Below are 24314 nucleotides of genomic sequence, written 5' to 3' on the forward strand. Positions count from 1 at the left end.
ACCCGGCCATCCCGATGCGCGGCGGGGTCTCGCCCAGTTGCCTGGCGCTGCCGCAGATGCGCCAACCGCCCTGGCCCACGCTGCTCGACTATCTGGCCCAGCGCCTGCCGCGCATCCCCCGCGCGCTGTGGCAACAGCGCCTAGCCGACGGCCTGGTGTGCGCCGAAGACGGCCGCGCCCTGGCACCCAACAGCCCCTACCTGGGCGGCAGCCGCATCTACTACTGGCGCGATCTGCCCGATGAGCCCCCCATCCCCTTCGAAGCCACGGTGCTGCACCGCTGCGCGCACCTGGTGGTGGCCGACAAGCCGCATTTTTTGCCCGTGACCCCGGGCGGGCGCTACGTGCAGCAAACGCTGCTGGTGCGCCTCAAACAGCAACTGGGCCTGCCCGATTTGAGCCCGCTGCACCGCCTAGACCGCGAAACCGCCGGACTGGTGCTGCTGTGCGTGCAGCCGGCCGAGCGCGACGCCTACCAGCGCCTGTTTCGCCAGCGCCAGGTGCACAAAGACTACGAAGCCATTGCCCCAGCCGCCCCGCACCTGGATTGGCCGCAGGTGCGGCGCAGCCACATCCGCGAGTGCGAAGGCGCTTTTTACAAAATGCACGAAGCCCTGCCAGACGAGGGCTGGCCCGACAACAGCGAAACCCACATCGACATGCTGGAGCGACGCGGGGCTTGGGCGCGCTACCGGCTGCAACCCGTGAGCGGGCGCCGGCACCAGTTGCGCGTGCACATGCTGGGGCTGGGCTTGCCGATCGTGGGCGACCAGTTTTACCCCGAGGTGCGGCGCGCGCCCGGCCAAGCCGAAGACTACGCCGAACCGCTGCGCCTGCTGGCGCGCGCCATCGCCTTCACCGACCCCATCACTGGGCAGGCGCGGCACTTCGAGAGCGCGCGCACGCTGGCTTGGCCCAGCGCTGCGAGCCCGAGCGCCAAGCTGCGCCCACCAGAAGGCTGACCCCACCGCATCGGCCAGCCAAACCGGGGCCGACTGACCCTGAAGACCCCCGGGTGCCCTAGGTTCGCGGCCGCCTCAAACCCGCTCGCGCACCCAGCCCGCCACACTGGCCAGCGCCTGCGGCAGCGCCTGCGCGTCGGTGCCGCCGGCCATGGCCAGATCGGGCTTGCCGCCGCCCTTGCCGCCCACCTGCTGCGCCACGAAGTTCACCAGCTCGCCCGCCTTGAGGCGGCCCATGCAGTCGGGTGTCACGCCAGCAGCCAACTGCACCTTGCCGCCCTCCACGGCGGCCAGCACGATGGCGGCGCTGCCCAAGCGGGCCTTGAGCCGGTCCAGCGTCTCGCGCAGCGCCTTGGCGTCGGCCCCTTGCAAGCGGGCGGCCAGCACCTGCACCCCGCCCACCTCGACCGCCTGCGCCAGCAGCTCATCGCCCTGGGAAGCCGCCAGCTTGCCCTTGAGCGCCGCCACCTCTTTTTCCAGCGCCCGCACCTGCTCCAGCACGGTGTGCAGGCGCGGCACCAGCTCGGGCACCGGGGCCTTGAGCGCCTCGGCCACCGCCGCCACGCTGGCCTCAAGCTGCTGCAGGTAGGCCAGCGCGTGCGCGCCGGTCACGGCCTCGATGCGCCGCACCCCGGCCGCCACCCCGCCCTCGGAGACGATCTTGAACAGCCCGATGTCGCCGGTGGCGCGCACGTGGGTGCCGCCACAGAGCTCGCGGCTGCTCCCTATATCGAGCACGCGCACGAATTCACCGTATTTTTCGCCAAACAGCATCAGCGCGCCAGACTGCTGGGCGCGCTCCAGGTCCATCAGCCGCGCCTCGGTGGCTTGGTTGGCCAGAATCTGCGCGTTCACCTTGGTTTCGATGGCGCGGCATTCGGCCTCGCTCAGGGGCGCGTGGTGCGCAAAGTCAAAGCGCGTGCGCTCGGGCGTGACCAGCGAGCCTTTTTGTTGCACGTGCTCGCCCAGCACCTCGCGCAAGGCCAGGTGCAACAAGTGGGTGGCGCTGTGGTTGCGCACGATGGCGGCGCGGCGCGCCTCGTCCACCTCGGCCAGCACGTGGTCGCCCACGGCCAGCGTGCCGGCCTCCAGTTGCCCATGGTGGCCATAGACATCGGACTTGATTTTTTGCGTATCGAGCACCGCAAAGTGCGCCGAGCCGCTGTGCAGGCGGCCGCTGTCGCCCACCTGGCCGCCGGATTCGGCATAAAAAGGCGTGGCCTCCAGCACCACCACCCCGGCCTGCCCGTGCCGGAGTTCGGCCACCGGCAGCCCGTCGTGGTAGAGCGCCAGCACCTTGGCGCTGGCCTGTAATGCGCCGTAGCCGACGAACTCGTTGCCGTGGCCCGCGTAGTCGAGCCCGCGCTCCATCTTGAACTTGCCCGCCGCGCGCGCTTGGGTTTTCTGGCGCTCCATGGCGGCGTGGAAACCGGCCTCATCCACCGCCAGGCCGCGCTCGCGGCACACATCGTGCGTCAGGTCGAGCGGGAAGCCGTAGGTGTCGTGCAGCTTGAAGGCCACGTCGCCCGGCAGCACGGCGTTTCCGCCGGCCAGCGCCGTTTCCAGCAGTTGCATGCCGTTTTCCAGCGTTTCGTAAAAGCGCTCCTCCTCGATCTGCAACAGACCGGCGATGCGCGCCGCGCTGGCGGCCAAGTGCGGATAGGCGCCGCCCATTTGCTCCACCAACTCGGGCAGCAGCCGGTGCAAAAACGGCACCATGCAACCCAGCTTGTAGCCGTGCCGGATGGCGCGCCGGATGATGCGCCGCAGCACGTAGCCGCGCCCCTCGTTGGCGGGCAGCACGCCGTCGGCGATCAAAAAAGCGCTGGCGCGCAGATGGTCGGCAATCACGCGCAGCGAAGGGCTTTCTGGGTCGGCCGTGCCGGTCACGCGCGCCGCCCCTTGCACCAAGGCCTGAAACAGGTCGATCTGGTAGTTGCTGTGCACGTGCTGCAACACCGCCGCCAGCCGCTCCAGCCCCATGCCGGTATCCACACAGGGCGCAGGCAGCGGCTTGAGCGTGCCGTCGGTCTGCATGTCGAACTGCATGAACACGTGGTTCCAGATTTCGATGTAGCGGTCGCCGTCGGCCTCGGGGCTGCCGGGTGGGCCGCCCGCCACCTCGGGGCCGTGGTCGTAGAAAATCTCGGAGCAGGGGCCGCAGGGGCCGGTGTCGGCCATCATCCAAAAATTATCAGACTGGTACTTGCCGCCCTTGTTGTCGCCAATGCGCACCACGCGCTCGGGCGGCAGGCCGATTTCTTGGGTCCAGATCTCGTAGGCTTCGTCGTCGTCGATATACACCGTGGCCCAGAGCCGATCGGCGGGCAAGCCATAGACTTGCGTGAGCAGCTCCCAGCCCCAGTGCAGCGATTCGCGCTTGAAGTAGTCGCCAAAGCTCCAGTTGCCCAGCATCTCGAAAAAGGTGTGGTGGCGTGCGGTATAGCCCACGTTTTCCAAGTCGTTGTGCTTGCCCCCGGCGCGCAGGCAGGCCTGCACCGAAGCCGCGCGCACGTAGGGCCGACGGTCGGTGCCCAGGAACACGTCCTTGAACTGCACCATGCCGGAGTTGGTGAACATCAGCGTCGGGTCGTTGGCGGGCACCAGCGGGCTCGAGGGCACCACGCTGTGGCCGCGCTGGGCAAAGAAGTCCAGAAAGGTCTGGCGAATCTCGGCCACGGAGGCCACGGGCGGGGTCAGGGTGCTGGAGGTCATGGTCGGGCGCTCGGTAAAAGCTGGCATTTTATTCGCCTGCCTCGGCTATGCTCACGCCCATGCGCCTGAACCTGATTTACGCCCGCGCCGCCAATGGTGTCATTGGCCTGCACAACCGCCTGCCCTGGCATTTGCCCGAAGATTTGGCGCACTTCAAGCGCCACACCTTGGGCTGCCCGGTGCTCATGGGCCGCGCCACCTGGGACGGCCTGCCGCCGCGTTTTCGGCCCCTGCCTGGGCGGCCCAATCTGGTGCTCACACGCCACCCAGAGCGCGCCGCTGCCCTGCAAGCCCAAGGGGCCCTGCCCTGCTCCAGCCTAGAGGATGCGCTGGCCCAGTGCGCCCAGATGCAGCCACCGCCAGCCGAGGTGTGGGTGATCGGCGGCGCGCAGCTCTATGCGCAAGCGCTGCCCTTGGCCAACCGGGTGCTGGCGACTGAAATCTGGGCCGACTTTGAGGGCGATGCCTACGCCCCGCCGCTGGGCCCCGAGTGGCAGGAGTGCAGCCGCGAGCCCCTTACCAGCGCCAGCGGCTTGCGGCTGGATTTTGTCTGCTACCAGCGCCAGCCGGTGCCCGCCAGCGGCTAGGGCCTAGGATTGGGTGGTTTGGGCAGCTTGGGCGGCGGCTGCAGGTAGCGCGCATCGGACCAAGTCGCCAGCCACTGCGGCGCAAAGGCCACGAACACCGCCACGATCAGGCCGGTCAGGAAGGCATCGCCCCAGGCCATGATCCAGCGCGCCACCAGCGCATGTTGCAGATTGTGCTGCCCCAGTGCGTGGTGGATTAGCTCGAACACCACCCCGGCCAGAAACACCGCCAGCGCCGTACCCAGAAAGGCTCGACCCAAGGTGTAAATGAAGATATTGGGCGGCAGCCAGCGTCGCAACCCGGCCCCCACCGCCAAAGCCAGCGTGGCCGGCACCAGCCCCATCCAGAACCACTGCGACAGCAGCTCGGGCAGCGCCGCATCGCCCAGCAGCCAGACCAGCAGCGCCACCAGCGCCAGCACCGGCACCGCCAGCGGCCAACCCAGCAGCAGCAACACCAGCGGGGCCCCGGAAAACTGCAAGGCCAGCCCCTGCGGCAAATTTTGCGGCATCAACCACAGCCAGGGCAGCAGCACCAGCGTGGCCAAGGTGGGCGTGAGCAAGGCCCCGCCAGCAAGCAAGCGCCAGGGCCGCATGGCCAGTGCCAGCGCCAGCGCCAGCAGGCCCACGCTGGCTTCCAGCCAAGTCAGTGCGCTCCAAGCTGCATCTTCCATGACTTGCCTTTGTACACAATCAGCGCGACCTGGCGGCCTAGCCGCGCATGCCCGGCAGCTTGGGCATGCCCATGCCACCCATGCCGCCGCCGAGTTGTTTCATCATCTTCATCAGGCCGCCGCCTTTCATTTTTTTCATCATGCCCTGCATCTGCTCAAACTCCTTGAGCAGCCGGTTCACCTCCTGCACCTGCACCCCGGCCCCGGCGGCGATGCGGCGCTTGCGCGTGGCCTTGATGAGCTCGGGCTTGCGCCGCTCGGTGGGCGTCATGCTGCAGATGATGCCCTCTTTGCGCCGCACCTCTTTGTCGGCGCGGTCCATGTCGGCGGCACCGGCTTTGGCCGAAAGCTGCGTGGGCAGCTTGTCGATGAAATTGGCTAATCCGCCCATTTTTTTCATCTGCCGGATTTGCTCCAGAAAATCTTGCAGCGTAAAGCCCTCGCCGCTCTTGATTTTGGCGGCAAATTTTTGCGCCTGCGCCACATCGACCCCGGCCGTAACCTGCTCGACCAGCGCCACGATGTCGCCCATGCCCAAGATGCGCCCGGCGTGGCGCTCGGCGTCGAAGGCCTCCAGCCCGTCGAGCTTTTCGCTCACCCCGGCGAACTTGATCGGCACCCCGGTCACGGCGCGCACCGACAGCGCCGCGCCGCCGCGCGCGTCGCCATCGAGCTTGGTGAGCACGATGCCGGTGAGCGGCAGCGCCTCTTTGAAGGCGCGCGCGGTGTTGATGGCGTCTTGGCCCTGCATGGCATCGACCACGAACAGGGTTTCGATCGGGTTCAGCGCCGCGTGCAGCGCCTTGATTTCGTCCATCAGCACCGCGTCGATCGCCAGCCGCCCAGCGGTATCGACCAGCAGCACGTCGAAGTGGTGCTTGCGCGCGTAGTCGAGCGCGGCGAGCGCGATCTCCAGCGGCTTTTGCTGCGCCGTGCTCGGGAACCACTCGGCCCCGGCCTGCGCCGTCACGGTTTTCAACTGCTCGATGGCGGCCGGCCGATAGACGTCGCCCGAAACGGTGAGCACTTTTTTCTTGCGCTTTTCGATCAGGTGCCGCGCCAGCTTGGCGGTGCTGGTGGTTTTGCCCGCGCCCTGCAAACCGGCCATCAGCACCACGGCGGGCGGTTGCGCGGCCAGATTGAGCTCACCCGTGGTGCCCGCGCCCATGGTGGCGGCCAGCTCTTTGTGGATGATGCCCACCAGCACCTGCCCCGGCGTGAGCGAACCCACCACCTCGGCGCCCAGCGCCTTGCCCTTGACGCGGGCAATGAAGTCGCGCACCACCGGCAGGGCCACGTCGGCCTCCAGCAGCGCCAGCCGCACCTCGCGCAGCATCTCGGCCACGTTGTCCTCGGTGATGCGCGCTTGGCCGCGCAATTCTTTAACCAGGCGTGAGAGTTTTTCGGTAAGGGCAGAGGCCATGCGGGCAATTGTGAGCTGGGTTTAAACTCCGAGCATGATACTCGCCACAAGCCCCTGGTGGAGCACCGCCCCTGCATTGGCGGCGGCGCTGGGCTACCTCGTGCTGGCGCTGGGTTCGCAGCGGCTGGAACGCCGCGCCATCAGCGCGCTGATGCTGCTGGTGTGGGCGCTGCATGGGCTGGCGCTGTTGGCAGCGCTGGGTGCAACGCCGGCGCGCTTTGGCTTTGCCACCACGCTCTCGGTCACAGCCTGGCTGGTGCTCACGGTGTATGCCATTGAAACCCGGCTCTACCCGCAACTGGCCACGCGCTGGACGCTGGCTGGCTTGGGTGCCCCGGCCGTGTTGCTGGCGCTGCTGTTTCCGGGACAGGCGCTGCCGGCGCTGCTCTCGGGCTGGCTGCCGCTGCACTGGGCGCTGGGCGTGGCCTCTTACGGCCTGCTCGGGGTGGCGGTGGCGCACGCCTGGATGATGCAGCGCAGCGATCAGCAAATGCGCAGCGGCCAGGCTTCCAGCCACGTGTTGCCGCTCTTGATGCTGGAGCGCATCACCTTTCGCTTCGTCGCCGCGGCCTTTGTGCTGCTCACCCTCACTTTGCTGGCCGGGGTTTATTTTTCTTGGCTGCTGCACGCCAGCGGCTGGGCTTGGACGCACAAGACCGTTTTCACCCTGCTCTCGTGGGCCGTGCTGGGGGTGCTGCTGCTGGGGCGCTGGCGCTACGGTTGGCGCGGCGGGCGGGCGGTGCGCATGCTCTACCTGGCGGCGGGCTTGCTGCTGCTGGGCTATGTGGGTTCGCGCTTCGTGATCGAAGTGCTGTTGCAGCGGGTGCCGGCATGAAGTACGCCTTGCTGGCGGTGGTGCTGCTGGCGGCCTTTTTCATCTGGCGCCACAAGCGGCGCCAGCGCCAGCGCGAGTTGCAACAGCAGCAGGCGCAGCGCCAGGCCACCGAGCGCGAACGCCAGCTTGGGCAGCCGGTGGCCATGACCCGCTGCCGCCACTGCGGCCTGCACCTGCCGCTGGCCGAGGCCACACAGGGCAAACTGGGGCACTACTGTGGGCCAGAGCACCGCCAGCACGCCGAAAACTGAGCCCGCTGTGCAAGCAGCCCATGCGGCCGACTTTGCGCCGACGTGGTTCTTGCCCGCTCCCGACCCGGCAGCGGCCGGGGCCTTGGGCTTCGACTCCAACCCCATCGAATCGAGCACCCGCCTCTGGCGCTATTTCATGCTGCTGCGCCTGCTGGTGGCGCTGGGTCTGACGGGCTGGATGCTCTGGTCCTACCTCCACACCGGCACCCCCCTGTGGCTGTTGCTGGTGTGTGGAGCCTATTTGTTTTCGACGGCGGCGGTGCTGCGCTGGAGCCGCCCGGCCAGCGCCGACTCGTTCTGGTCGGTCGGCTGGGGCCTGACCCTGTGGGTCGATCTGGTTTTTTTTGGCCTGCTGCAAACCCTGCACAGCGGCGTCATCAACTACATGCCGCTGTTCATCCTGCCCGTGTTGCTGGCCTCGGTGCTGGGCCCGCTGCGGCTGGCGCTGGGCAGCGCGGCCTTTGCCACGCTGGTGCTGTTGTTCGACGCGCTGGCGGGTGAACTGCTCGGGCCCCAGCAGGCCACCACCTACGTGCAAGGCGCCATCTCTGGGGCAGGGCTGTTCATCGTGGCCCTGCTGGTGCACCAATTGGCGCGCCGTCTAGGGCGCGAACAGGCCCAAGCCAGCCGCCACCGGGCCATGGCCGACGCGCAAGCCCAAGTCAATCAGATCATTGCCACCGGCCTGAGCGAGGGGGTGCTGGTGATCGACGCACGCGGCCAAATCTGGCACGCCAACCCGGCCGCTTGCGCCATGCTGGGTGCCCCGGGCGAGCAGCCGCCCTATGCGCTGTTGCCCGCCCTGCCCGCCTGGCCCCTGCTGTCGAATTGGAGCCGATCCTTGCTAAACAAAGGCAGCAACATGCATTGCACCATGCGCCTGCCCCGGTCCGGCCAGGAAGCGCTGCAGGTCCAGTTGCGTGCCCACATCAACTGGCCGGCACCACACAGCCCGGCGCAACCGGCTTGCGTCATCTTCATTGAAAGCCTGCGCGACGTCGAGGCCCGTGTGCGCAATGAAAAACTGGCGGCCATGGGCCGGGTGTCGGCGGCGGTGGCGCACGAAATCCGCAACCCGCTGGCGGCCATCAGCCAAGCCAACGCCCTGCTCACCGAAGAGGCCCTGACACCCGCTCAGCAGCGCCTGAGCACCATGATCGGACAAAACGCCAAGCGGCTGGGCCGCACCGTGGACGACATTCTGGAGCTGGCCAAGCTGCCGGCACGCCCCGACCTTGCCTTGCCGCTGCTGCAGCTTGACGCCGAGTTGTGCGTCATCGTGGCCGATTGGCAGTCTGTCAACCCAGACAATCGCCTGGCTTGGCAACCCGGTGCGCCCACGGCCACGGTGCACTTTGAGGCCGAGCACCTGCGCCGGGTGGTCGTCAATCTGCTCGACAACGCGCGCCGCCATGCCCCGCCAAATGCCACGCCCAACGCCCCCGCGCTGCAAGTCAGCACCCACCACAACCCCGATGGGGTCTGGCTGGAAGTCTGGAACGCCGGCCCCCCCATGCCAGACGAAGTCGAAGCGCACCTGTTCGAGCCCTTCAACTCCTCCCACAGCCGCTCCAGCGGGCTGGGTCTGTACCTGGCGCGTCAACTTTGCCAAGTCTATCGGGCGCAGCTCGACTACCAGCAGCAGAGCCGGCAAGGCAGCAACGGCCACTGCTTCGTGCTGCGCTGGAACGTGCGCCAAAATCCCAACGAGAGACGGCTGCCCCGGCCAGATCTGACCCTGTAAGCGCCCGCCACAACCCGACCCCTTGCCATGTCCGCTGCTGTCCCCACCCCCTCCCGCCTGCTCGTGGTCGACGACGAGCCCGACTTGCTCACGCTCTACGAGCTGACGCTGCGCAAAAGCGGGCATCAGGTCGCCGCCGCCAGCGATCTGGCGCAGGCGCGCGCGCTGCTGGCGGCGCAGCGCTTCGACGCCCTCATCACCGACATGCGCCTGCCCGACGGTTTGGGGCTGGAGCTGGTGCACGAACTGGCCCAGGCCGGCCGGCCCGAAAAAACCATCGTCGTCACCGCCTACGGATCGGCCAGCAACGCCGTCGAGGCCCTGAAAGCCGGCGCCTTTGACTACCTCACCAAACCCGTGGCCCCGGCGCAACTGCGCGCGGCGGTGGCCAATGCGCTGCAAGCCGCCCGCTCACCCTGCAGCGTGGCGCAGACCAACCCAGCCACATCCACAGCCCCTAGGGCCGGGCTGGGCCGGGGTGAGGAATCGGAACGGGTGACTGACGAACCCCGGCGCAGCGCAGTCACGGCCCCGGTGGCGGGGGCCGGGCTGGGCCGGGGTGAGGAATCGGAACGTGTGACTGACGAACCTTGGCGCCGCGCAGTCACGGCCCCGACGGCGGGGGCCGGGTTGGGCCGGGGTGAGGAATCGGAACGTGTGACTGACGAACCCCGGCGCCGCGCAGTCACGGCCCCGGTGGCGGGGGCCGGGCTGGGCCGGGGTGAGGAATCGGAACGTGTGACTGACGAACCCCGGCCCGGCCCGGCCCCCGCCGCCGCCGCCGCGACAGCCCCCGCCCCCGCCCTGCAGCAACTGGTGGGCCGCAGCCCCGCCATGCAGGCGCTGCGCGAGCGCGTGTTGCGGGTCGCGCGCAGCATGGCCCCGGTGCTGGTGCTGGGCGAATCGGGTACCGGCAAGGAACTGGTGGCGCGCGCCCTGCACCAATGCAGCCACCGCTGCGACGGCCCCTTTGTTGCCGTCAACTGCGGCGCCATCCCCGACACCCTGCTCGAAGCCGAGTTCTTTGGCGTGCGCAAAGGCGCTTACACCGGTGCCAGCGCGCACCGCGAAGGCTACTTTCAGGCGGCACGCGGGGGCACCCTGTTCTTGGACGAGATCGGCGATCTGCCGCAGCCGATGCAGGTCAAGCTGCTGCGGGCGGTGCAAGAGCGGCGCGTGCGCAGCCTCGGCGCCACCGACGACGAGGCGACCGATGTGCGGCTGGTCAGCGCCACCCACCTCGATCTCGAGCGGGCGGTGGCTGCGGGGCGCTTTCGGCAAGATTTGTACTACCGCCTGAACGTGATCGACCTGCACCTGCCCCCCTTGCGCGAGCGCCTCGACGACCTGCCCGAACTGGCGCAGGCCCTGTTGCAACGCCTGAGCGAGCGCAACGGCAACCCCAAGCCGCCCACGCTCAGCCCCGCCGCGCTGGCCCGCTTGGCCCAGCACCCCTTCCCCGGCAACGTGCGCGAACTGGAAAACCTGCTCGAACGCGCACTCGCCCTGCACCCCGGCCCCGTGCTCGATGCCGAAGCGGTCTGGACGCCGCCGCCCGCAGCACCGCGCGCTGGGACCGAAGCCAACCAAGGCCACACGGCTGATTTCAGCCCCACTCAACGCCCTGCAGGCGGCTGGCCTGCCGATGCCCCCGATGAACAGGCCCCCACCCGCGAGCAACTGCTGGCTTGGCTCAACCTGCACCGCTGGAACCAGTCGCGCGCTGCGCGCCAGCTTGGCTGGACGCTGGCCAAACTGCGCTACTGGATGCAGCGCCACGGCCTGAGCGATGCGACCAGCCAGAGCTAAACCACACCCAACACCCGCTGCTAACGGGCTGCAAAAGTCTGCAACGCTCAGTCTTGCGGCCTGAACCCCAGAATGAGTACGCTGGGAACGCGCCCGTCGGTGTCGCGTGGCAAACGCCCGGTGCGCTCAATCGCCCGCAGCACCGCCGCGTCCCAGCCGGCATGGCCGCTCGATTGCAGCAAGCGGGCGCTCAGGATGGTGCCATCGGGCAGCGCACGCAGCTCGACCTCGGCGCGCGGATTGGCGCCCAAAACCTCGGTGAACACGATGTTGGGCCGGATCGCAGCCGCCAAGCGACTGGCGTAGCCGGGGGAGGGGCTGGCGGCGGGCGCCGCTGCCGCCTGGCTGGCTGGCGCAGGCGCCGCCGTGGCCGCCGCACGGTCCATGATGCGTTCGAGGTTGCGCTGGCGCTCGGCTTCGAGCTGAGCCTCTTGCTGGCGCCGCTCGCGCTCGGCCTGCTGGCGCGCCTGCTCGGCTTGGCGCTGCTGCTGGCGTTCACGCTCGCGCTGCTGCTCGATGGCAATGGCCGCTGCGGGAGCGGGCGTTGGCGTCTGGACTCGGGTCACAGGCGGCGCTGGCAGAGGCGGGGTCGGTTGCGGTGCAGGAGGCGGCGCAGGTTCAGGCTGTGGAGCCTGGGGCACAGGCGCCAGTGCCGGGGCGGGTGGCGCCTGCGCCACCTGCGGCAGTTGTGCCCACAACTCGGCCTGCACCACTTGCACGGTGGGCTCTTGCTGCCAGTTCACGCTGGCGCTCAGCGCCAACAGCAGCAGCGCATGAATCGCCAAGGCCAGCGCCACCGGCAGGCGCCAGCGGCCCGGAGCCGGTGGGTTGAGGTCGGGTGGTGGGGTTGGGTGCATCCCGCGCTGCCAGGCTGTGCTCAGGGGGGCGGTGGGGTTCAGGGCGTGGCTTCTTGCACGGCCAGCCCGATGCGCGCCACCCCGGCGCGCTGCAGCGCGTCCATGGCGGTGATCACGGCTTCGTAGCGCACGCTCCGGTCGGCGCTGATGAGCACCGGGGCCGCGGCCGGTGTGGGTGCTGCATCCGCCGCAGCCGCTGCACCCTGGGCCGCAGCCGGTGTGGGTGCTGCATCCGCCGCAGCCGCTGCACCCTGGGCCGCAGCCGGTGCCGCCGCCTGCAAAGCCAGCACCCGCGCCGGCAGTTGCTCCAGCGTCACGGCTTGCGCCGGGCCGGCGGCGGCGCTGTCGCGCAGCTCGATCTGCCCTTGGGCGTCGATCACGATGTGGATGAAGCGCTCGGGCTGGCGCGCCGCCTGACCCACGCCGGGCAGCTCGATCTGCCCCGGCACGATCAGGGTGGCGGTGACCATGAAGATGATGAGCAGCACCAGCATCACGTCGATGAAGGGCACCATATTGATCTGGCTCATGGTGCGGCGGCCTTTGCCACGGGCGGCGACGGCGGGCATGGTGGGCTGTGCTCCGTGCGCCTCAGCGCGCGCCCACCGGGGACGCAGACGCCGCAGCGCCAGGCTGGCCGAGCGTGGCCACGTTGCGCTGCAAGATGTTGGAGAACTCGTCGATGAAGCTCTCCATGCGGTTGGCGGCGCGGTCGATGTCGTGCGCGAAGCGGTTGTAGGCCACCACGGCCGGGATGGCGGCAAACAGGCTGATGGCGGTGGCCACCAGCGCCTCGGCAATGCCGGGTGCCACCACCGCCAGCGTGACCTGCGCCATGGCCCCGATGCCGGTGAAGGCGTGCATGATGCCCCAAACCGTGCCAAACAGCCCCACGTAGGGGGCTACCGAGCCCACCGAGCCTAGGAAAGACATATTCGCTTCCAGTGCATCGACCTCACGCTGCAGGCTGGCGCGCATGGCACGGCGGGCGCCGTCGAGCAGAGCCTCGGGCTGGCTGACGCGGCGGTCGCGCAGCTTGTGGAATTCGCGCATGCCACTGGCAAAAATGCGCTCGGTCGGGCTGGCCTCGGGGGCGCGTTGCAGCGCGGCCTGGTAGAGCTCGCTGAGCTGGCCGCCAGACCAGAAATCGCGCTCGAATTCGTCGCTTAGGCGCTGCACGCGGCGCAGCAGCAGGCCTTTGCGAAAGATCGCGGCCCAGCTCAGGATCGAGGCCAGAATGAGCAGCAGCACCACCGCCTGCACCACCCAAGTGGCTTCAAGCATGAGCTGGATGACGGAAAAGTCCGGTTTCATGACTGGTTTAGCAAATGGACCAAGGCCGGCGGCAGGCGCAGCGGGCGCAGCGTGGCGGCATCGACCCAGCCGATGCGGATGCTGGCATCGCACAGCAGCTCGGCAACGGCGGGCTCGGAAGCTGCTGCTGCATCCCCCAGGTCAGCCTGACTGGCCTGCGGCGGCAACAGGCGCGCCTTCTGTTGCAGTGTCATGGAAGCACGCCCAAGTTCCGTGACGCGCGCGCTCACTTGCAACAAATCATCGAGCCGCGCCGGGCGGTGGTAGCGCAGCGCGGTTTCGGTCACCACAAACAGGCCGCCGGTTTGCTCGCGCAGGCGCTGCTGCTCCAGCCCCAGGCTGCGCAGCCATTCGGTGCGCGCGCGCTCAAAGAACTTGAGGTAGTTGGCGTAAAAGACGATGCCGCCGGCGTCGGTGTCTTCCCAATAGACGCGCACCGGCCAACGAAAGGTTTGTGACATGGTGGCGGTCGATTCAAGGGTGCGGCGCTTCGGGCGCGCTGGCGCCGACCGCGCCGACCGCGCGCGCCAGGCGCGCCGGGCGGCCTGCCGCATCGCGCTGCACCTCGGCACCGCGCCACTGCGGGGCCAGTTGGTTGAGCACGCCGTTCACGTATTTGTGGCCGTCGGTACCGCCAAACGATTTGGCCAGCTCGATGCACTCATTGAGCACCACGCGCCAGGGCACGTCGAGGCAGTGCTGCAACTCGTAGGCCCCGATCCACAGCACCGCGTGCTCGATGGGCGAGAGCTCTGCCAGCGGCCGATCCAGCAGCGGCGCCAGCGCCGCATCCAGCTCAGGCGCGCTGGCAATGCAACCATGCAGCAGCGCGTCGTAGTGGGCGCTGTCGGCCTTGTGAAAGCCGCTCAGCTCGCGCGTAAACAAGTCGATCTCGGTAGCGGCGTTGCGCCCCACCAAATGCTGGTACAGCGCCTGCACGGCGAACTCGCGCGAACGGGTACGCGCCGATTTATCGGCCGCCTTGCGTGGCTTGGGGGCCGAGGCAGGGCTGGGCTGGATGGGCTCGTTCATGCGCGCCCCTGGCTTTGCAAGAGCCGCGCCATTTCCACCGCCACCCGCGCAGCATCCTGGCCTTTTTCGATCTGGCGCGCTTGCGCCTGCTCCAGGTTTTCGGTGCTCAGCACGGCGTTGGCCAGCGCGATGCGGTAATCGAGCATGACCCGGCTGATGCCGGCCGCGCTCTCGTTGCAAACCAGCTCGAAGTGGTAGGTCTCGCCGCGAATCACGCAGCCCAGCGCCACCAGCGCATCGAAGCGCTTGCTGGCGGCCAGCGCTTGCAGCGCCAGCGGCAGCTCCAGCGCGCCAGGCACGTGCAGATGCTCGATCTGCTCGGCCGCCACGCCCAAGCGCAGCAGCTCGGCGCGGCAGTGCTGCGCCAGCGCATCGGTCACGCCTTGGTTGAAACGCGCTTGCACCAGCGCCACGCGCAGGCCGCTGCCATCGAGCGCGGCCCCTGGCCCGGCCGCACCCCCGGCCACGCTTTCGGCCCAGCCTTTGTCGGCACCTTGCATCTCAATGTCCTTTGTTCAAAAAACCCGTCACTTCCAGCCCGTAGCCGGTCATGCTCGGCATGCGCCGGGGCGTACCCAGCAGGCGCATTTTGTGTACCCCGCAGTGGCGCAAAATTTGCGCCCCGATGCCGTAGGTGCGCAAGTCCAGCCCGCCGCGGCCGCGTTCTGGGGCCTGGGCGGCGCGCGCCGTGCCCTCGAACTGCGCCAGCAACTGCTCGGCGCTCTCGCCGCAGTTGAGCAGCACCACCACGCCGCGCCCTTGCTCATCCATGTGGCGCAGGCTGGCCTCCAGCGACCACGAGTGCATGGCACGCCCGACTTCGAGCGCATCGAGCAGGCTCAAGGGTTCGTGCACGCGCACGCACACTTCGTCTTCGGGCGCCCAAGCGCCCTTGACCAGCGCCAGGTGCAGCGCCGGGCTGGTCTGGTCGCGAAAGGCGTGCGCGGTGAATTCGCCACTGGCGGTGAGCAGGCTGCGGCTGCCCAGGTGCTGCACCAGGCTTTCGGTGCGGCTGCGGTGCTCGATCAGGTCGGCGATGGTGCCGATCTTGAGCCCGTGTACGGCGGCAAAGCGCTGCAGATCGGGCAGGCGCGCCATGCTGCCGTCGTCGTTCATGATTTCGCAGATCACCGCCGCCGGGGTGCAACCGGCCAGTGCGGCGAGGTCGCAGCCGGCCTCGGTGTGGCCGGCGCGCAGCAGCACCCCGCCATCGACCGCTTGCAGCGGAAAAATGTGGCCCGGCTGCACCAGATCGGCGGCGCGGGCCTCGGGGGCCACGGCGGCTTGCACGGTGCGGGCGCGGTCGGCGGCCGAAATGCCGGTCGTCACGCCCTCGGCAGCCTCGATCGAAACCGTAAAGGCCGTGCCCATCTTGGTGCCGTTGCGCGCCACCATGGGCGGCAGTTGCAGCCGCTCGCAGCGCTCGCGCGTGAGCGTGAGGCAGATTAGGCCGCGGCCAAAGCGCGCCATGAAGTTGATCGCTTCGGGCGTGACGTGCTCGGCCGCCAGCACCAGGTCGCCCTCGTTTTCGCGGTCTTCTTCATCGACCAAAATCACCATGCGGCCAGCGCGCAGTTCGGCAACGATTTCAGAGACCGGGGCAATGACGGCCGGTTCGGGGCAAGGAGTGTTCATGGGGCAGTGGGGAGCATGCGTGCGACGTAGCGCGCGATCAGGTCGATTTCGAGGTTGAGCGGCTGGCCCGCTTGCAACTGGCCCAGCGTGGTGTGGGTGAGGGTGTGCCCGATTAGGTTGATGTGGCACTCGCAGCCCTCGGGGCGGTCGAACACGGCGTTCACGGTCAGGCTCACGCCGTTGACGGTGATGGAGCCCTTGGTGGCCAGGAACTTGCCCAGCGCCGCCGGAGCCAGCAGGCGCAGCGCCCAGCTCTCGCCCACCGGTGCAAAGTGCAGCACGCGCCCGACCGCATCCACGTGCCCGGTAACGATGTGGCCGCCGAGCCGGTCGTGGGCGCGCAAGGCTTGCTCCAAGTTGACCGGGCCGGGGGCGTCGAGCCCGGCGGTGTGCGCCAGCGATTCGGCCGAGACTTCGACCGTAAACGCGTGGGCCGCGAGATCGAGCGTGGTGACGGTCATGCACGCGCCGTTGAGGGCGATGCTGTCGCCCAAGCCCACCCCAGCCAAATAGCCCGGTGGGGTTTGAATGCACAGGCGCTTGCCGTGCTGCGCCGAAGGGCCAAGCGGATGGACGGCGGTGATGCGCCCCACCCCGGTGATGATTCCGGTAAACATGGGGCTATTGTCGCACTTCATCGACCAAGGTCTTGAACTCGTCGATGTCTTGGAAGCTGCGGTAGACGCTGGCAAAGCGGATGTAGGCCACCTGGTCGATTTTTTTGAGCTCGCGCATCACCATCTCGCCCAGGCGCTGCGAGGCCACCTCGCGCTGGCCGAGTTGCAGCAGGGTTTCTTCGATGCGCTCGATGGCGGCATCGATCTGCTGCGTGCTCACCGGGCGCTTGCGCAGCGCCAGCGCGAAGCTGGCGCGCAGCTTGGCGGCCTCGTAGTCGATGCGGCGGCCGTCTTTTTTCACCACCTGCGGCAGCGCCAATTCGGGCCGCTCGTAGGTGGTGAAGCGCTTGTCGCAGGCCGGGCAGCGGCGGCGCCGGCGCACGTGCTGCCCGTCTTCGGCCACCCGGGTTTCGGCCACTTGGGTGTCCGGGTGGGCGCAAAAGGGGCACTTCATGGCGCGCCGGGGCCGCTGTGGCCACAATGGGCCATTAGGCCGCCGCAGCCAGCGCAGCGCTGGCCTAGGCGCTGGGCGGGCGCAGCCACAAGCCGCTCAACCATAGACCGGGAAGCGCGTGGTCAGGGCGTGCACCTGGGCGCGCACCGCTTCCAGCTTGGCTTCGTCGCGCGGGTGCTCGAGCACGTCGGCCACCAGGTTGGCAGTCAGGCGCGCTTCTTCGTCCTTGAAGCCGCGCGTGGTCAGGGCCGGGGTGCCGATGCGCACGCCGCTGGTGACCATCGGCTTTTCCGGGTCGTTGGGGATGGCGTTTTTGTTGATCGTCATGTGGGCCCGGCCCAGCACCGCCTCGGCCTCTTTGCCGGTGATGCCCTTGGCGCGCAGGTCCACCAGCATCACGTGGCTTTCGGTGCGCCCGCTGACGATGCGCAGGCCGCGCTCGGTGAGCGTTTGCGCCATGATCTGGGCGTTGCGCAGCACCTGCTGCTGGTACAGCTTGAACTCGGGTTGCAGCGCCTCTTTGAAGGCCACCGCCTTGGCGGCGATCACGTGCATCAGCGGGCCGCCTTGCAGGCCAGGGAAGATGGCGCTGTTGATGGCTTTCTCGTGCTCGGCCTTCATCAGGATGATGCCGCCGCGCGGCCCGCGCAGGCTCTTGTGGGTGGTGGAAGTGACCACATCGGCATAGGGCACCGGATTGGGGTACACACCGGCGGCGATCAGACCGGCGTAGTGCGCCATGTCCACCATGAAAATCGCGCCCACTTCTTTGGCGATGCGGGCAAAGCGCTCGAAGTCGATGCGCAGGCTGTAGGCCGAGGCCCCGGCGATGATCAGCTTGGGCCGGTGTGTGCGCGCCTTGGCTTCCATGGCTTCGTAGTCGATGGCTTCATCGGCATTCAGGCCGTAAGAGATGGCGTTGAACCACTTGCCGCTCATGTTGAGCGCCATGCCGTGCGTGAGGTGCCCGCCTTCGGCCAGGCTCATGCCCAAAATGGTGTCGCCGGGCTTGAGGAAGGCCAGAAACACGGCCTCGTTGGCCGACGCGCCGCAGTGCGGCTGCACGTTGGCGGCATCGGCGCCAAAAAGCTGCTTGACGCGGTCGATGGCGAGCTGCTCGGCCACGTCCACGTACTCGCAGCCGCCGTAGTAGCGCTTGCCGGGGTAGCCTTCGGCGTATTTGTTGGTCAACTGCGTGCCTTGGGCCGCCAACACGGCAGGCGAGGCGTAGTTTTCGCTGGCGATGAGCTCGATGTGCTGCTCTTGGCGCACGTGCTCGGCTTGAATGGCGGCCCAGATTTCGGGGTCGGATTGTTCGATCAGGTGGCGGCGGTCGTACATGCAGGCAGTCCTTGGGGTCGGTCGGTGGAGGCTAAGGAATCGGACCCTTGGCGGGCCAAGGGCTGCCCAGGCGAACGGCTGAGAACGGCCCTGGATGGGCCGCCGTGCGCTCCCCCGTGGTAAAAGTTTCCACGTCGGCCCGCGTGGGTTGTGGCGCTGTTGTCGCAAGCACCGCCCACCCTTGCGGGTGCAAAGCGGCCATACACAAACAGCGCAGCGGGCCTATCGCCAGTCGCGCACGGCCCAAATTTTATCAGGCGGCTGGGAGCGAATCGCCCGGGTAGGGGGCGGTACCCGACTGCCTTGGCGGGCCAAGATCCAGGGTGGCGGGGGCCTTGGCCTCCAGCTCGGGGGCGGCCACAAGGGGGCGTTCTGGCGTGGATACGGCCGCAGCGTCGGCCTCGAGCCCCGGCGCTGGCGCTGCACCGACCGTGGCGGACGGCGCGTCGGCTGGGCCAGGGGCACGGGCCAGCGTTTGACGCTGCTGGGCATTGAAGCCAACCCGCTGGCCTGCAGCCACGAGGTGCAGCCGGTCGCGCTCCGAGAGCACGCGGTCGATGTAGTCGCGCCCGTCGGTGCTCACCGCCCCCACGTACAGGCGCAGCCCACCCTCGACCGAGCCGGAGCGGCGGATGGTGTCGCGCAGAATCATGGCCCCCACGCGCAGGTTGGTGAGCGGGTCGAACACCGCCATGTTGCCGCCAAAATCTTCCAGCTTGGCGCTGTGCACGCGCGTCATGACCTGCATCAGGCCCTGCGCGCCCACCGGGCTGGCGGCAAAGGGGTTGAAGCGCGACTCCATCGCCATCACGGCCAAAATCAGCTTGGGGTCGAGGTCGAGCTGCTTGCCCACCACAAAGGCTTCGGCCACCAGCGCGCTCATGGGCTCTTTGGCGACGCGGTACTTGCGGCTGAGCCAATTGGCCACCCGCTCTTGCTCATCGGGCAGCGCCTGCGGGTCGGACACCGTCACGCGGTCGATGGCCTGTGGGTCGACGGCCACCCCGAAGGCCGACATTTGGCGCTCCAGCAACCAGGCCAAGGCGCGGCTCTCGATGCCATCGCGCAACTGCGGCTGGGTGGCCAGCGCGAATGCCGCCAAGGCCAGCAACAGGCCCAGCAGCACCAGGCTGCCACGCGTCAGGCGCAGCAAAGGCCGCGCCAGCGCAGCCGCCGCCCAAGGCGTCCAAACGGACCCAGCTGACACAGCAGCGCCAGAGCCCGGAACGGGAGAGAGAGAGATGGCGTTCATGGTTTTCCTCATGGGGGCACACCGGCGCAGACCCATCGTCATTGCCAGTTCAGCCCCGATGGTTGGGCCGAGGGCGGGCTGCACAGGCCAGCGCTCGGACGGATCTGGTGCGGCCGCCCGAAGCGACTCAAGGGAAAACACCAGGCTGAAGATGCGCGGATGGTAGGGGCCTCAAAATACCTTGTCAAGCCTTAAAAAACGATGCTTCAAAATTTATAGCTATAAGCAGAAACCCGCCAAGGGGCCGGCACAGGCTTTGCGGGAGGAAACAGGCACCCGATGACATACAAAAAAATTCATCGGCAAAATTTTCGTCATAGTTTTATTTTTCTAGCCACCCACCGCCAGAGCCGCTAAAGTGGGGCTGTCTGTTTCGGCGCTTTGATCTAACCAGCCGGAGCCGACCACTGCCCGCGCCGGGGTTTTCCTCGGCGCCCGGCATTTGAAACGCAAGCAATCCCTTGCTTGCGACGCGGTGTGACGACAACACTCCGCCGCGTCACCGGGCCCGAAGTCCCTTCGGCCCAACGGCCTCAGTGGGTGCAGCCCGCTGGGGCCGTTTCGTTTGCTGTTGCTCCGCCAACCCTGCCTAGGCCGGCTCTGGCGTGGGCCATGCCTTGCCCACCCACGCAATCAGTCGGCCGTGGCGCGGCGGCGCACTTGGTCGAGGTAGGCGGCCCCGTCGGGTGGGGTGCCGCTGCGCTGGCTTTCCCAGATCATGCGCCCCAGGCACTCCATCACCTCATGCTGCGCCGCGTGCACGCTGCCCCGGCGCGCCGCCAGCAGCTCGACTGCCTGCCGGATGCCGGGCGGTTGGTCGATCGAGCACTGCTCGCTGATGCTCAGGTGCATCGAGAGGTGCAAAAACGGGTTGTCGCGCTGCGGCTCTGGCACGCCCATGGCTTGCAGGGCCGCGTCCAGATCGGCCAGATCGGCGTGGTATTCGGGGTGGCGCTCGATCCACTGCCCGGCCAGCACCTCGATCGGTTCCATCGCGGCTGGCTGGCCCAGCTTGGCATAGACGCCACAGAAAAATCGGCGCACATCGGCTTGTGAGGGTTCAAACATGGCCCGATTGTGGCCTCTGCGCGCCTTGGACGCTGCGCCGCCCTCAGATTTTCCAGGCCGGCACCACCCAATTGCGCCACAGCGCCAGCGCGCGCAACCCAAAGGTAAGCACCACGCACAGCAGCATGGCCTGCTCGGACGAACCGCTCCAGTGCCACCAACCCACATAAGCCCAGCCGCCCACAAAGGCGCAGATGGCGTAGGGCTTGTGGTCGTTGAAGGCGCTCGGGATTTCGTTGCACACCACGTCGCGCAGCACGCCGCCAAACACGCCCGTCACCACCCCCATCAGCACCGCCACCAGCTCGGGCATGCCGACCGCCAGCGCCTTGCTCACGCCGATGGCGGCAAACAGCCCCAGCCCCAGCGCGTCGGGCCACTGCATGGCGCGCTCGGTGGGCTCAAAATGGCGCTGGCGCATGAACAGCACCGCCAGCAGGCACAGGGCGAGCAAAAACCACAGCCAGTGCTGATGTTCGACCCAAAAGAAGGGGCGCTGGTCGAGCAGCAAATCGCGCAGGGTGCCGCCGCCAAAGGCGGTCAGAAACGCCACCGTGAACACCCCCACCAGATCGAGCCGCTTGTGCGCCGCCGCCAGCAAGCCCGACAAGGCGCCCGCCAGCACGGCCCCGGATTCGATCACGACGCTCAAGTGTTGAAACCAGTGCAGCAGTTCTTGCATAGGAGGCTAATGGTAGAGTGTCTGTCAAACGCTTTTTTCAGGAGCCACCACATGACCGTGATCGTTGTCGCCAACCCCAAGGGTGGCGTGGGCAAGTCCACCTTGTCCACCCAAGTGGCGGGCTACCTGGCCCGGCGCGGGCACACGGTGCTGCTGGGCGATTCGGATCGGCAGCAGTCGGCCAGCCGCTGGCTGGCGCTGCGGCCTAAGCAGGCGCGACCGATTGTGACATGGGATGCCAGCCACGGTGACAGCCTCAAGCCGCCCCCCGGCACCACCCACGTGGTGCTCGACACCCCAGCAGGCCTGCACGGGCGCGATCTCAAAGAGGTGCTCAAACGCGCTGACAAGCTGCTGATTCCGCTGCAGCCGAGCGTGTTCGACATCATGGCGACGCAAGACTTCGTGGCCGAGTTGCAAGAGCGCCGCCGCAGCGTCGGCTTGCCGATCGGGGTGGTGGGGATGCGGGTCGATGCGCGCACGCACTCGGCCGAGAAGCTGCGCAGCTTCGTCGAGGGCTTGGAGCTGCCCGTGCTGGCGTATTTGCGCGACACGCAAAACTACATTCACCTGGCGGGCCAAGGGCTGACGCTGTTTGATGTGGCGCCGGGGCGGGTGCAGCGCGACCTCGAACAGTGGCTGCCGATCTGCCGCTGGCTGGAGCACTGAAACCCGCAAGCGCTCACGCGCCGCTGGCGGCGGGCACGCCACCGGCAAACCCCTGCTGGCGCCAGGCCTCGAAGGCCACCACCGCCACCGCGTTGGACAGGTTGAGGCTGCGCTGACCCGGCCGCATCGGCAAGCGCAGTTGCTGCGCCGGCCCGATTTTAGCCAGCAATTCGGGCGGTAGGCCGCGCGTCTCGCACCCAAAAACGAACCAGTCGCCGGGCGCGTAGCGCGGCTCATAGGCCGAGCGCTGGGCCAAGCTGCTGAAGGTGAACAGGCGCTGCGGATCGGGCCGCTCCTGTGCCATAAAGGCGGCCCAGTCGCGGTGCAAGCGCAGCGCGGCGTATTCGTGATAGTCCAGCCCGGCGCGGCGCAGCAGCTTGTCGTCCAGCGAAAAGCCCAGCGGCTCGATCAGGTGCAGGGTGCAGCCGGTGTTGGCGCTCAGGCGGATCGCGTTGCCGGTGTTGGGCGGGATTTCGGGGTGTACCAGGACGAGGTTGAACATGGGGGGCGCGGTGCTTTGTGGGTGCTGTGGCCGCATCAATCCAGGCGGTTGAGCAGGGTTTGGGCCTGGTCGGCGTCGATCACCGGTTGCGGGGCCGGGGTGCGCGCAAACACCAGCGCGCTCACGCGCACCGCCCCGGCGTCGAGCAGGTGGCGCGCAGCGGCCTGCAGGGTGGCCCCGGTGGTGAGCACGTCATCAACCAACACCCAGTGCTGGCCAGCCAAGGCGCTGCGCTGGCTGGGGTTGACGGCAAAGGCTTGCTGGGCGTGCGCCAAGCGCGCGGCGCGGCCGAGTTCGTGCTGCACCTGCCGGGTGTCGCGGTGCAACAGGGCCGCAGGCAGCGCCGGCAAGCCGCTGGCGCGCTGCAACGCATGCGCCAGCTCCCACGCCTGGTTGAAGCCGCGCTCGGCTTGCCGGGCTGGGCTGAGCGGAATCGGGATCAGGCCGTCGGCTTGGGTGAGCAGATCGTGCGCCTGCGGGTTTTGCAGCATCAGTTGCGCCAGCGCATGGCCCCAAGCCGGTTGCGAGCGAAACTTGAACTGCGCCACCAGATCGACCCACGGCCATTCGTAGCTGACTCGCGCCACGCACTGGGTCAGTGGGCCGGGTCCGGCTTCGGTGCAGCGTATGCACAGGGCCAGCCCGGGCGCCAGCGGCAAGGCGCACTGCGGGCAGCGTGGCAACAGGCGCGCATACTGGCCGCAGCAGTCTGGGCAGACGGCGCTGCGGCCCCACGTGCGGCAGACGGCGCACAGGGTGGGCAAGGGCAGGCGGTGCAGCCAGCGCATGGTCAGCCCGAGACAGGCGGAGGGGTGCGCGGCGGCGCCGCAGCGGCCAAGGCTTTAGTTGCGGCTCTGGTCCACCAGCTTGTTTTTGGCAATCCAGGGCATCATGGCGCGCAACTGGCCGCCCACCACCTCGATCGGGTGCTCGGCCGTGTTGCGCCGCCGCGCCGTCATGCTCGGGTAGTTCAGGCTGCCTTCTTGGATGAACATCTTGGCGTAGTCGCCATTCTGGATGCGCTTGAGGGCATTGCGCATGGCCTTGCGCGACTCTTCGTTGATGACTTCGGGGCCGGTCACGTACTCGCCAAACTCGGCGTTGTTCGAGATCGAGTAGTTCATGTTGGCGATGCCGCCTTCGTACATCAGGTCCACGATCAATTTCAGCTCGTGCAGGCACTCGAAGTAGGCCATTTCGGGCGCGTAGCCGGCTTCGGTCAGGGTTTCGAAGCCCATTTTCACCAGCTCGACCGCACCGCCGCACAGCACCGCTTGCTCGCCAAACAGGTCGGTTTCGGTTTCTTCCTTGAAGCTGGTCTGGATGATGCCGGCCTTGCCGCCGCCGTTGGCCATGGCGTAGGAAAGAGCCAGATCGCGCGCCTTGCCGGACTGGTCTTGGTGCACCGCCACCAAGTGCGGCACGCCGCCGCCTTGGGTGTAGGTGTTGCGCACCGTGTGGCCAGGGGCCTTGGGCGCGACCATCCAGACATCGAGGTCGGCGCGCGGCACCACCTGGTTGTAGTGGATGTTGAAGCCGTGCGCAAAGGCCAGCGAAGCGCCTTTCTTCATGTTCGGCTCGATGTTGTTTTTGTAGACGGCGCCGATCTGCTCATCGGGCAGCAGCACCATCACCACGTCGGCGGCGGCCACGGCCTCGTTGACTTCCAGCACCTTCAGGCCGGCCTTGCCGACCTTGTCCCACGAGGCGCCGCCCTTGCGCAGGCCCACCACCACCTTGACGCCGCTGTCGTTGAGGTTTTGCGCGTGCGCGTGGCCCTGGCTGCCGTAGCCGATGATGGCCACGGTCTTGCCCTTGATCAGGCTGAGGTCACAGTCTTTGTCGTAGAAAACTTTCATGCTCGAGGCTCCAAAAAAAGAAGGGGGGGGAT

The 24314-nt window shown here is 67.9% G+C and carries 26 protein-coding genes and 1 riboswitch; of the genes, 7 read left to right on the forward strand and 19 right to left on the reverse strand.

The window, feature by feature from the left end:
* The first annotated feature begins 14 nt into the window (after positions 1–14).
* Positions 15–962, forward strand: coding sequence for a pseudouridine synthase (locus SRAH_RS05090; protein WP_045476337.1), 948 nt, complete (start codon positions 15–17; stop codon positions 960–962).
* A gap of 75 nt (positions 963–1037) precedes the next feature.
* On the opposite strand, the gene alaS is transcribed toward SRAH_RS05090, so the two are convergent.
* Entirely contained in the window at positions 1038–3677 is a 2640-nt protein-coding gene (alaS, locus tag SRAH_RS05095) for an alanine--tRNA ligase (protein WP_029462269.1), read from the reverse strand.
* Positions 3678–3736: 59 nt separating this feature from the next.
* On the opposite strand from alaS, the gene SRAH_RS05100 reads away from it, so the two are divergent.
* Complete coding sequence (locus tag SRAH_RS05100; protein WP_029462270.1) at positions 3737–4264, forward strand: dihydrofolate reductase; 528 nt, start codon at positions 3737–3739, stop codon at positions 4262–4264.
* Here SRAH_RS05100 and SRAH_RS05105 read toward each other — a convergent pair.
* Complete coding sequence (locus SRAH_RS05105; protein WP_029462271.1) at positions 4261–4938, reverse strand: energy-coupling factor ABC transporter permease; 678 nt, start codon at positions 4936–4938, stop codon at positions 4261–4263. The genes SRAH_RS05100 and SRAH_RS05105 overlap by 4 nt on opposite strands.
* 37 nt (positions 4939–4975) lie before the next feature.
* Positions 4976–6361, reverse strand: coding sequence for a signal recognition particle protein (ffh, locus tag SRAH_RS05110; RefSeq protein WP_029462272.1), 1386 nt, complete (start codon positions 6359–6361; stop codon positions 4976–4978).
* Between the two features lie 34 nt (positions 6362–6395).
* Here ffh and SRAH_RS05115 point away from each other — a divergent pair, with 34 nt between their 5' ends.
* The 4 genes from SRAH_RS05115 to SRAH_RS12325 are packed head-to-tail and all read left to right on the forward strand — an operon-like array spanning position 6396 to position 11000.
* Positions 6396–7196, forward strand: coding sequence for a cytochrome C assembly family protein (locus SRAH_RS05115; RefSeq protein ID WP_029462273.1), 801 nt, complete (start codon positions 6396–6398; stop codon positions 7194–7196).
* On the forward strand, positions 7193–7447 hold the full coding sequence (locus SRAH_RS05120) for a PP0621 family protein (protein ID WP_029462274.1): 255 nt from the start codon (positions 7193–7195) through the stop codon (positions 7445–7447). Before SRAH_RS05115 ends, SRAH_RS05120 begins: the two co-directional genes overlap by 4 nt.
* 7 nt (positions 7448–7454) lie before the next feature.
* Positions 7455–9191: an ATP-binding protein gene (locus SRAH_RS05125; protein ID WP_149028931.1), complete on the forward strand. Its 1737-nt coding sequence runs from the start codon at positions 7455–7457 to the stop codon at positions 9189–9191.
* 27 nt (positions 9192–9218) lie between these two features.
* A complete protein-coding gene (locus SRAH_RS12325; protein ID WP_045476269.1) occupies positions 9219–11000 on the forward strand; it encodes a sigma-54-dependent transcriptional regulator in 1782 nt (593 codons plus the stop codon).
* Between the two features lie 47 nt (positions 11001–11047).
* On the opposite strand, the gene SRAH_RS05135 is transcribed toward SRAH_RS12325, so the two are convergent.
* The 13 genes from SRAH_RS05135 to SRAH_RS05195 form a co-directional block, all read right to left on the reverse strand.
* Positions 11048–11857 carry an energy transducer TonB gene (locus SRAH_RS05135; RefSeq protein ID WP_029462277.1) on the reverse strand — a complete coding sequence of 270 codons (810 nt, stop codon included), beginning with the start codon at positions 11855–11857 and terminating at the stop codon, positions 11048–11050.
* A 38-nt stretch (positions 11858–11895) separates the two neighbouring features.
* A complete protein-coding gene (locus SRAH_RS05140) occupies positions 11896–12426 on the reverse strand; it encodes a biopolymer transporter ExbD (RefSeq protein ID WP_029462278.1) in 531 nt (176 codons plus the stop codon).
* A 22-nt stretch (positions 12427–12448) separates the two neighbouring features.
* On the reverse strand, positions 12449–13171 hold the full coding sequence (gene tolQ / locus SRAH_RS05145; RefSeq protein ID WP_029462279.1) for a protein TolQ: 723 nt from the start codon (positions 13169–13171) through the stop codon (positions 12449–12451).
* The gene (locus tag SRAH_RS05150; protein WP_029462280.1) at positions 13168–13632 is read right to left on the reverse strand and encodes a tol-pal system-associated acyl-CoA thioesterase; all 465 of its coding nucleotides are present in this window, start codon (positions 13630–13632) and stop codon (positions 13168–13170) included. Before SRAH_RS05150 ends, tolQ begins: the two co-directional genes overlap by 4 nt.
* A gap of 13 nt (positions 13633–13645) precedes the next feature.
* Positions 13646–14203 carry a transcription antitermination factor NusB gene (nusB, locus tag SRAH_RS05155; RefSeq protein ID WP_045476271.1) on the reverse strand — a complete coding sequence of 186 codons (558 nt, stop codon included), beginning with the start codon at positions 14201–14203 and terminating at the stop codon, positions 13646–13648.
* Positions 14200–14703 (reverse strand): 6,7-dimethyl-8-ribityllumazine synthase, encoded by a 504-nt coding sequence (gene ribH, locus SRAH_RS05160; RefSeq protein ID WP_029462282.1) that lies wholly within the window; start codon positions 14701–14703, stop codon positions 14200–14202. The genes nusB and ribH overlap by 4 nt, the downstream gene beginning before the upstream one ends.
* Position 14704: 1 nt before the next feature.
* Entirely contained in the window at positions 14705–15838 is a 1134-nt protein-coding gene (gene ribBA, locus SRAH_RS05165) for a bifunctional 3,4-dihydroxy-2-butanone-4-phosphate synthase/GTP cyclohydrolase II (protein WP_029462283.1), read from the reverse strand.
* A complete protein-coding gene (locus SRAH_RS05170) occupies positions 15835–16455 on the reverse strand; it encodes a riboflavin synthase (RefSeq protein ID WP_029462284.1) in 621 nt (206 codons plus the stop codon). The genes ribBA and SRAH_RS05170 overlap by 4 nt, the downstream gene beginning before the upstream one ends.
* A 4-nt stretch (positions 16456–16459) precedes the next feature.
* Positions 16460–16909 carry a transcriptional regulator NrdR gene (gene nrdR, locus SRAH_RS05175; protein WP_029462285.1) on the reverse strand — a complete coding sequence of 150 codons (450 nt, stop codon included), beginning with the start codon at positions 16907–16909 and terminating at the stop codon, positions 16460–16462.
* A gap of 96 nt (positions 16910–17005) precedes the next feature.
* The gene (gene glyA / locus SRAH_RS05180) at positions 17006–18250 is read right to left on the reverse strand and encodes a serine hydroxymethyltransferase (protein ID WP_029462286.1); all 1245 of its coding nucleotides are present in this window, start codon (positions 18248–18250) and stop codon (positions 17006–17008) included.
* 57 nt (positions 18251–18307) lie between these two features.
* A riboswitch (ZMP/ZTP riboswitch) is annotated at positions 18308–18496 on the reverse strand.
* Between the two features lie 7 nt (positions 18497–18503).
* On the reverse strand, positions 18504–19502 hold the full coding sequence (locus SRAH_RS05185) for a lytic transglycosylase domain-containing protein (RefSeq protein ID WP_082210075.1): 999 nt from the start codon (positions 19500–19502) through the stop codon (positions 18504–18506).
* A gap of 633 nt (positions 19503–20135) precedes the next feature.
* Positions 20136–20570: a DUF1841 family protein gene (locus SRAH_RS05190; protein WP_029462288.1), complete on the reverse strand. Its 435-nt coding sequence runs from the start codon at positions 20568–20570 to the stop codon at positions 20136–20138.
* Positions 20571–20613: 43 nt separating this feature from the next.
* Entirely contained in the window at positions 20614–21252 is a 639-nt protein-coding gene (locus SRAH_RS05195; RefSeq protein ID WP_029462289.1) for a trimeric intracellular cation channel family protein, read from the reverse strand.
* Between the two features lie 51 nt (positions 21253–21303).
* Between SRAH_RS05195 and SRAH_RS05200 the strand changes: the two genes are divergently transcribed.
* On the forward strand, positions 21304–21921 hold the full coding sequence (locus SRAH_RS05200) for a nucleotide-binding protein (RefSeq protein WP_029462290.1): 618 nt from the start codon (positions 21304–21306) through the stop codon (positions 21919–21921).
* 13 nt (positions 21922–21934) lie between these two features.
* On the opposite strand, the gene SRAH_RS05205 is transcribed toward SRAH_RS05200, so the two are convergent.
* From SRAH_RS05205 to ilvC, 3 genes are read right to left on the reverse strand one after another with little or no spacing between them, the layout of a single operon-like run.
* On the reverse strand, positions 21935–22423 hold the full coding sequence (locus SRAH_RS05205; RefSeq protein WP_029462291.1) for a tRNA (cytidine(34)-2'-O)-methyltransferase: 489 nt from the start codon (positions 22421–22423) through the stop codon (positions 21935–21937).
* A gap of 35 nt (positions 22424–22458) precedes the next feature.
* Positions 22459–23211, reverse strand: a complete 753-nt coding sequence (locus SRAH_RS05210; protein WP_045476274.1) for a ComF family protein — start codon at positions 23209–23211, stop codon at positions 22459–22461.
* Positions 23212–23265: 54 nt separating this feature from the next.
* Positions 23266–24282, reverse strand: coding sequence for a ketol-acid reductoisomerase (ilvC, locus tag SRAH_RS05215; protein ID WP_029462293.1), 1017 nt, complete (start codon positions 24280–24282; stop codon positions 23266–23268).
* Positions 24283–24314 lie beyond the last annotated feature (32 nt).

Source organism: Serpentinimonas barnesii, assembly GCF_000696225.1.
Lineage (GTDB): Bacteria > Pseudomonadota > Gammaproteobacteria > Burkholderiales > Burkholderiaceae_C > Serpentinimonas > Serpentinimonas barnesii.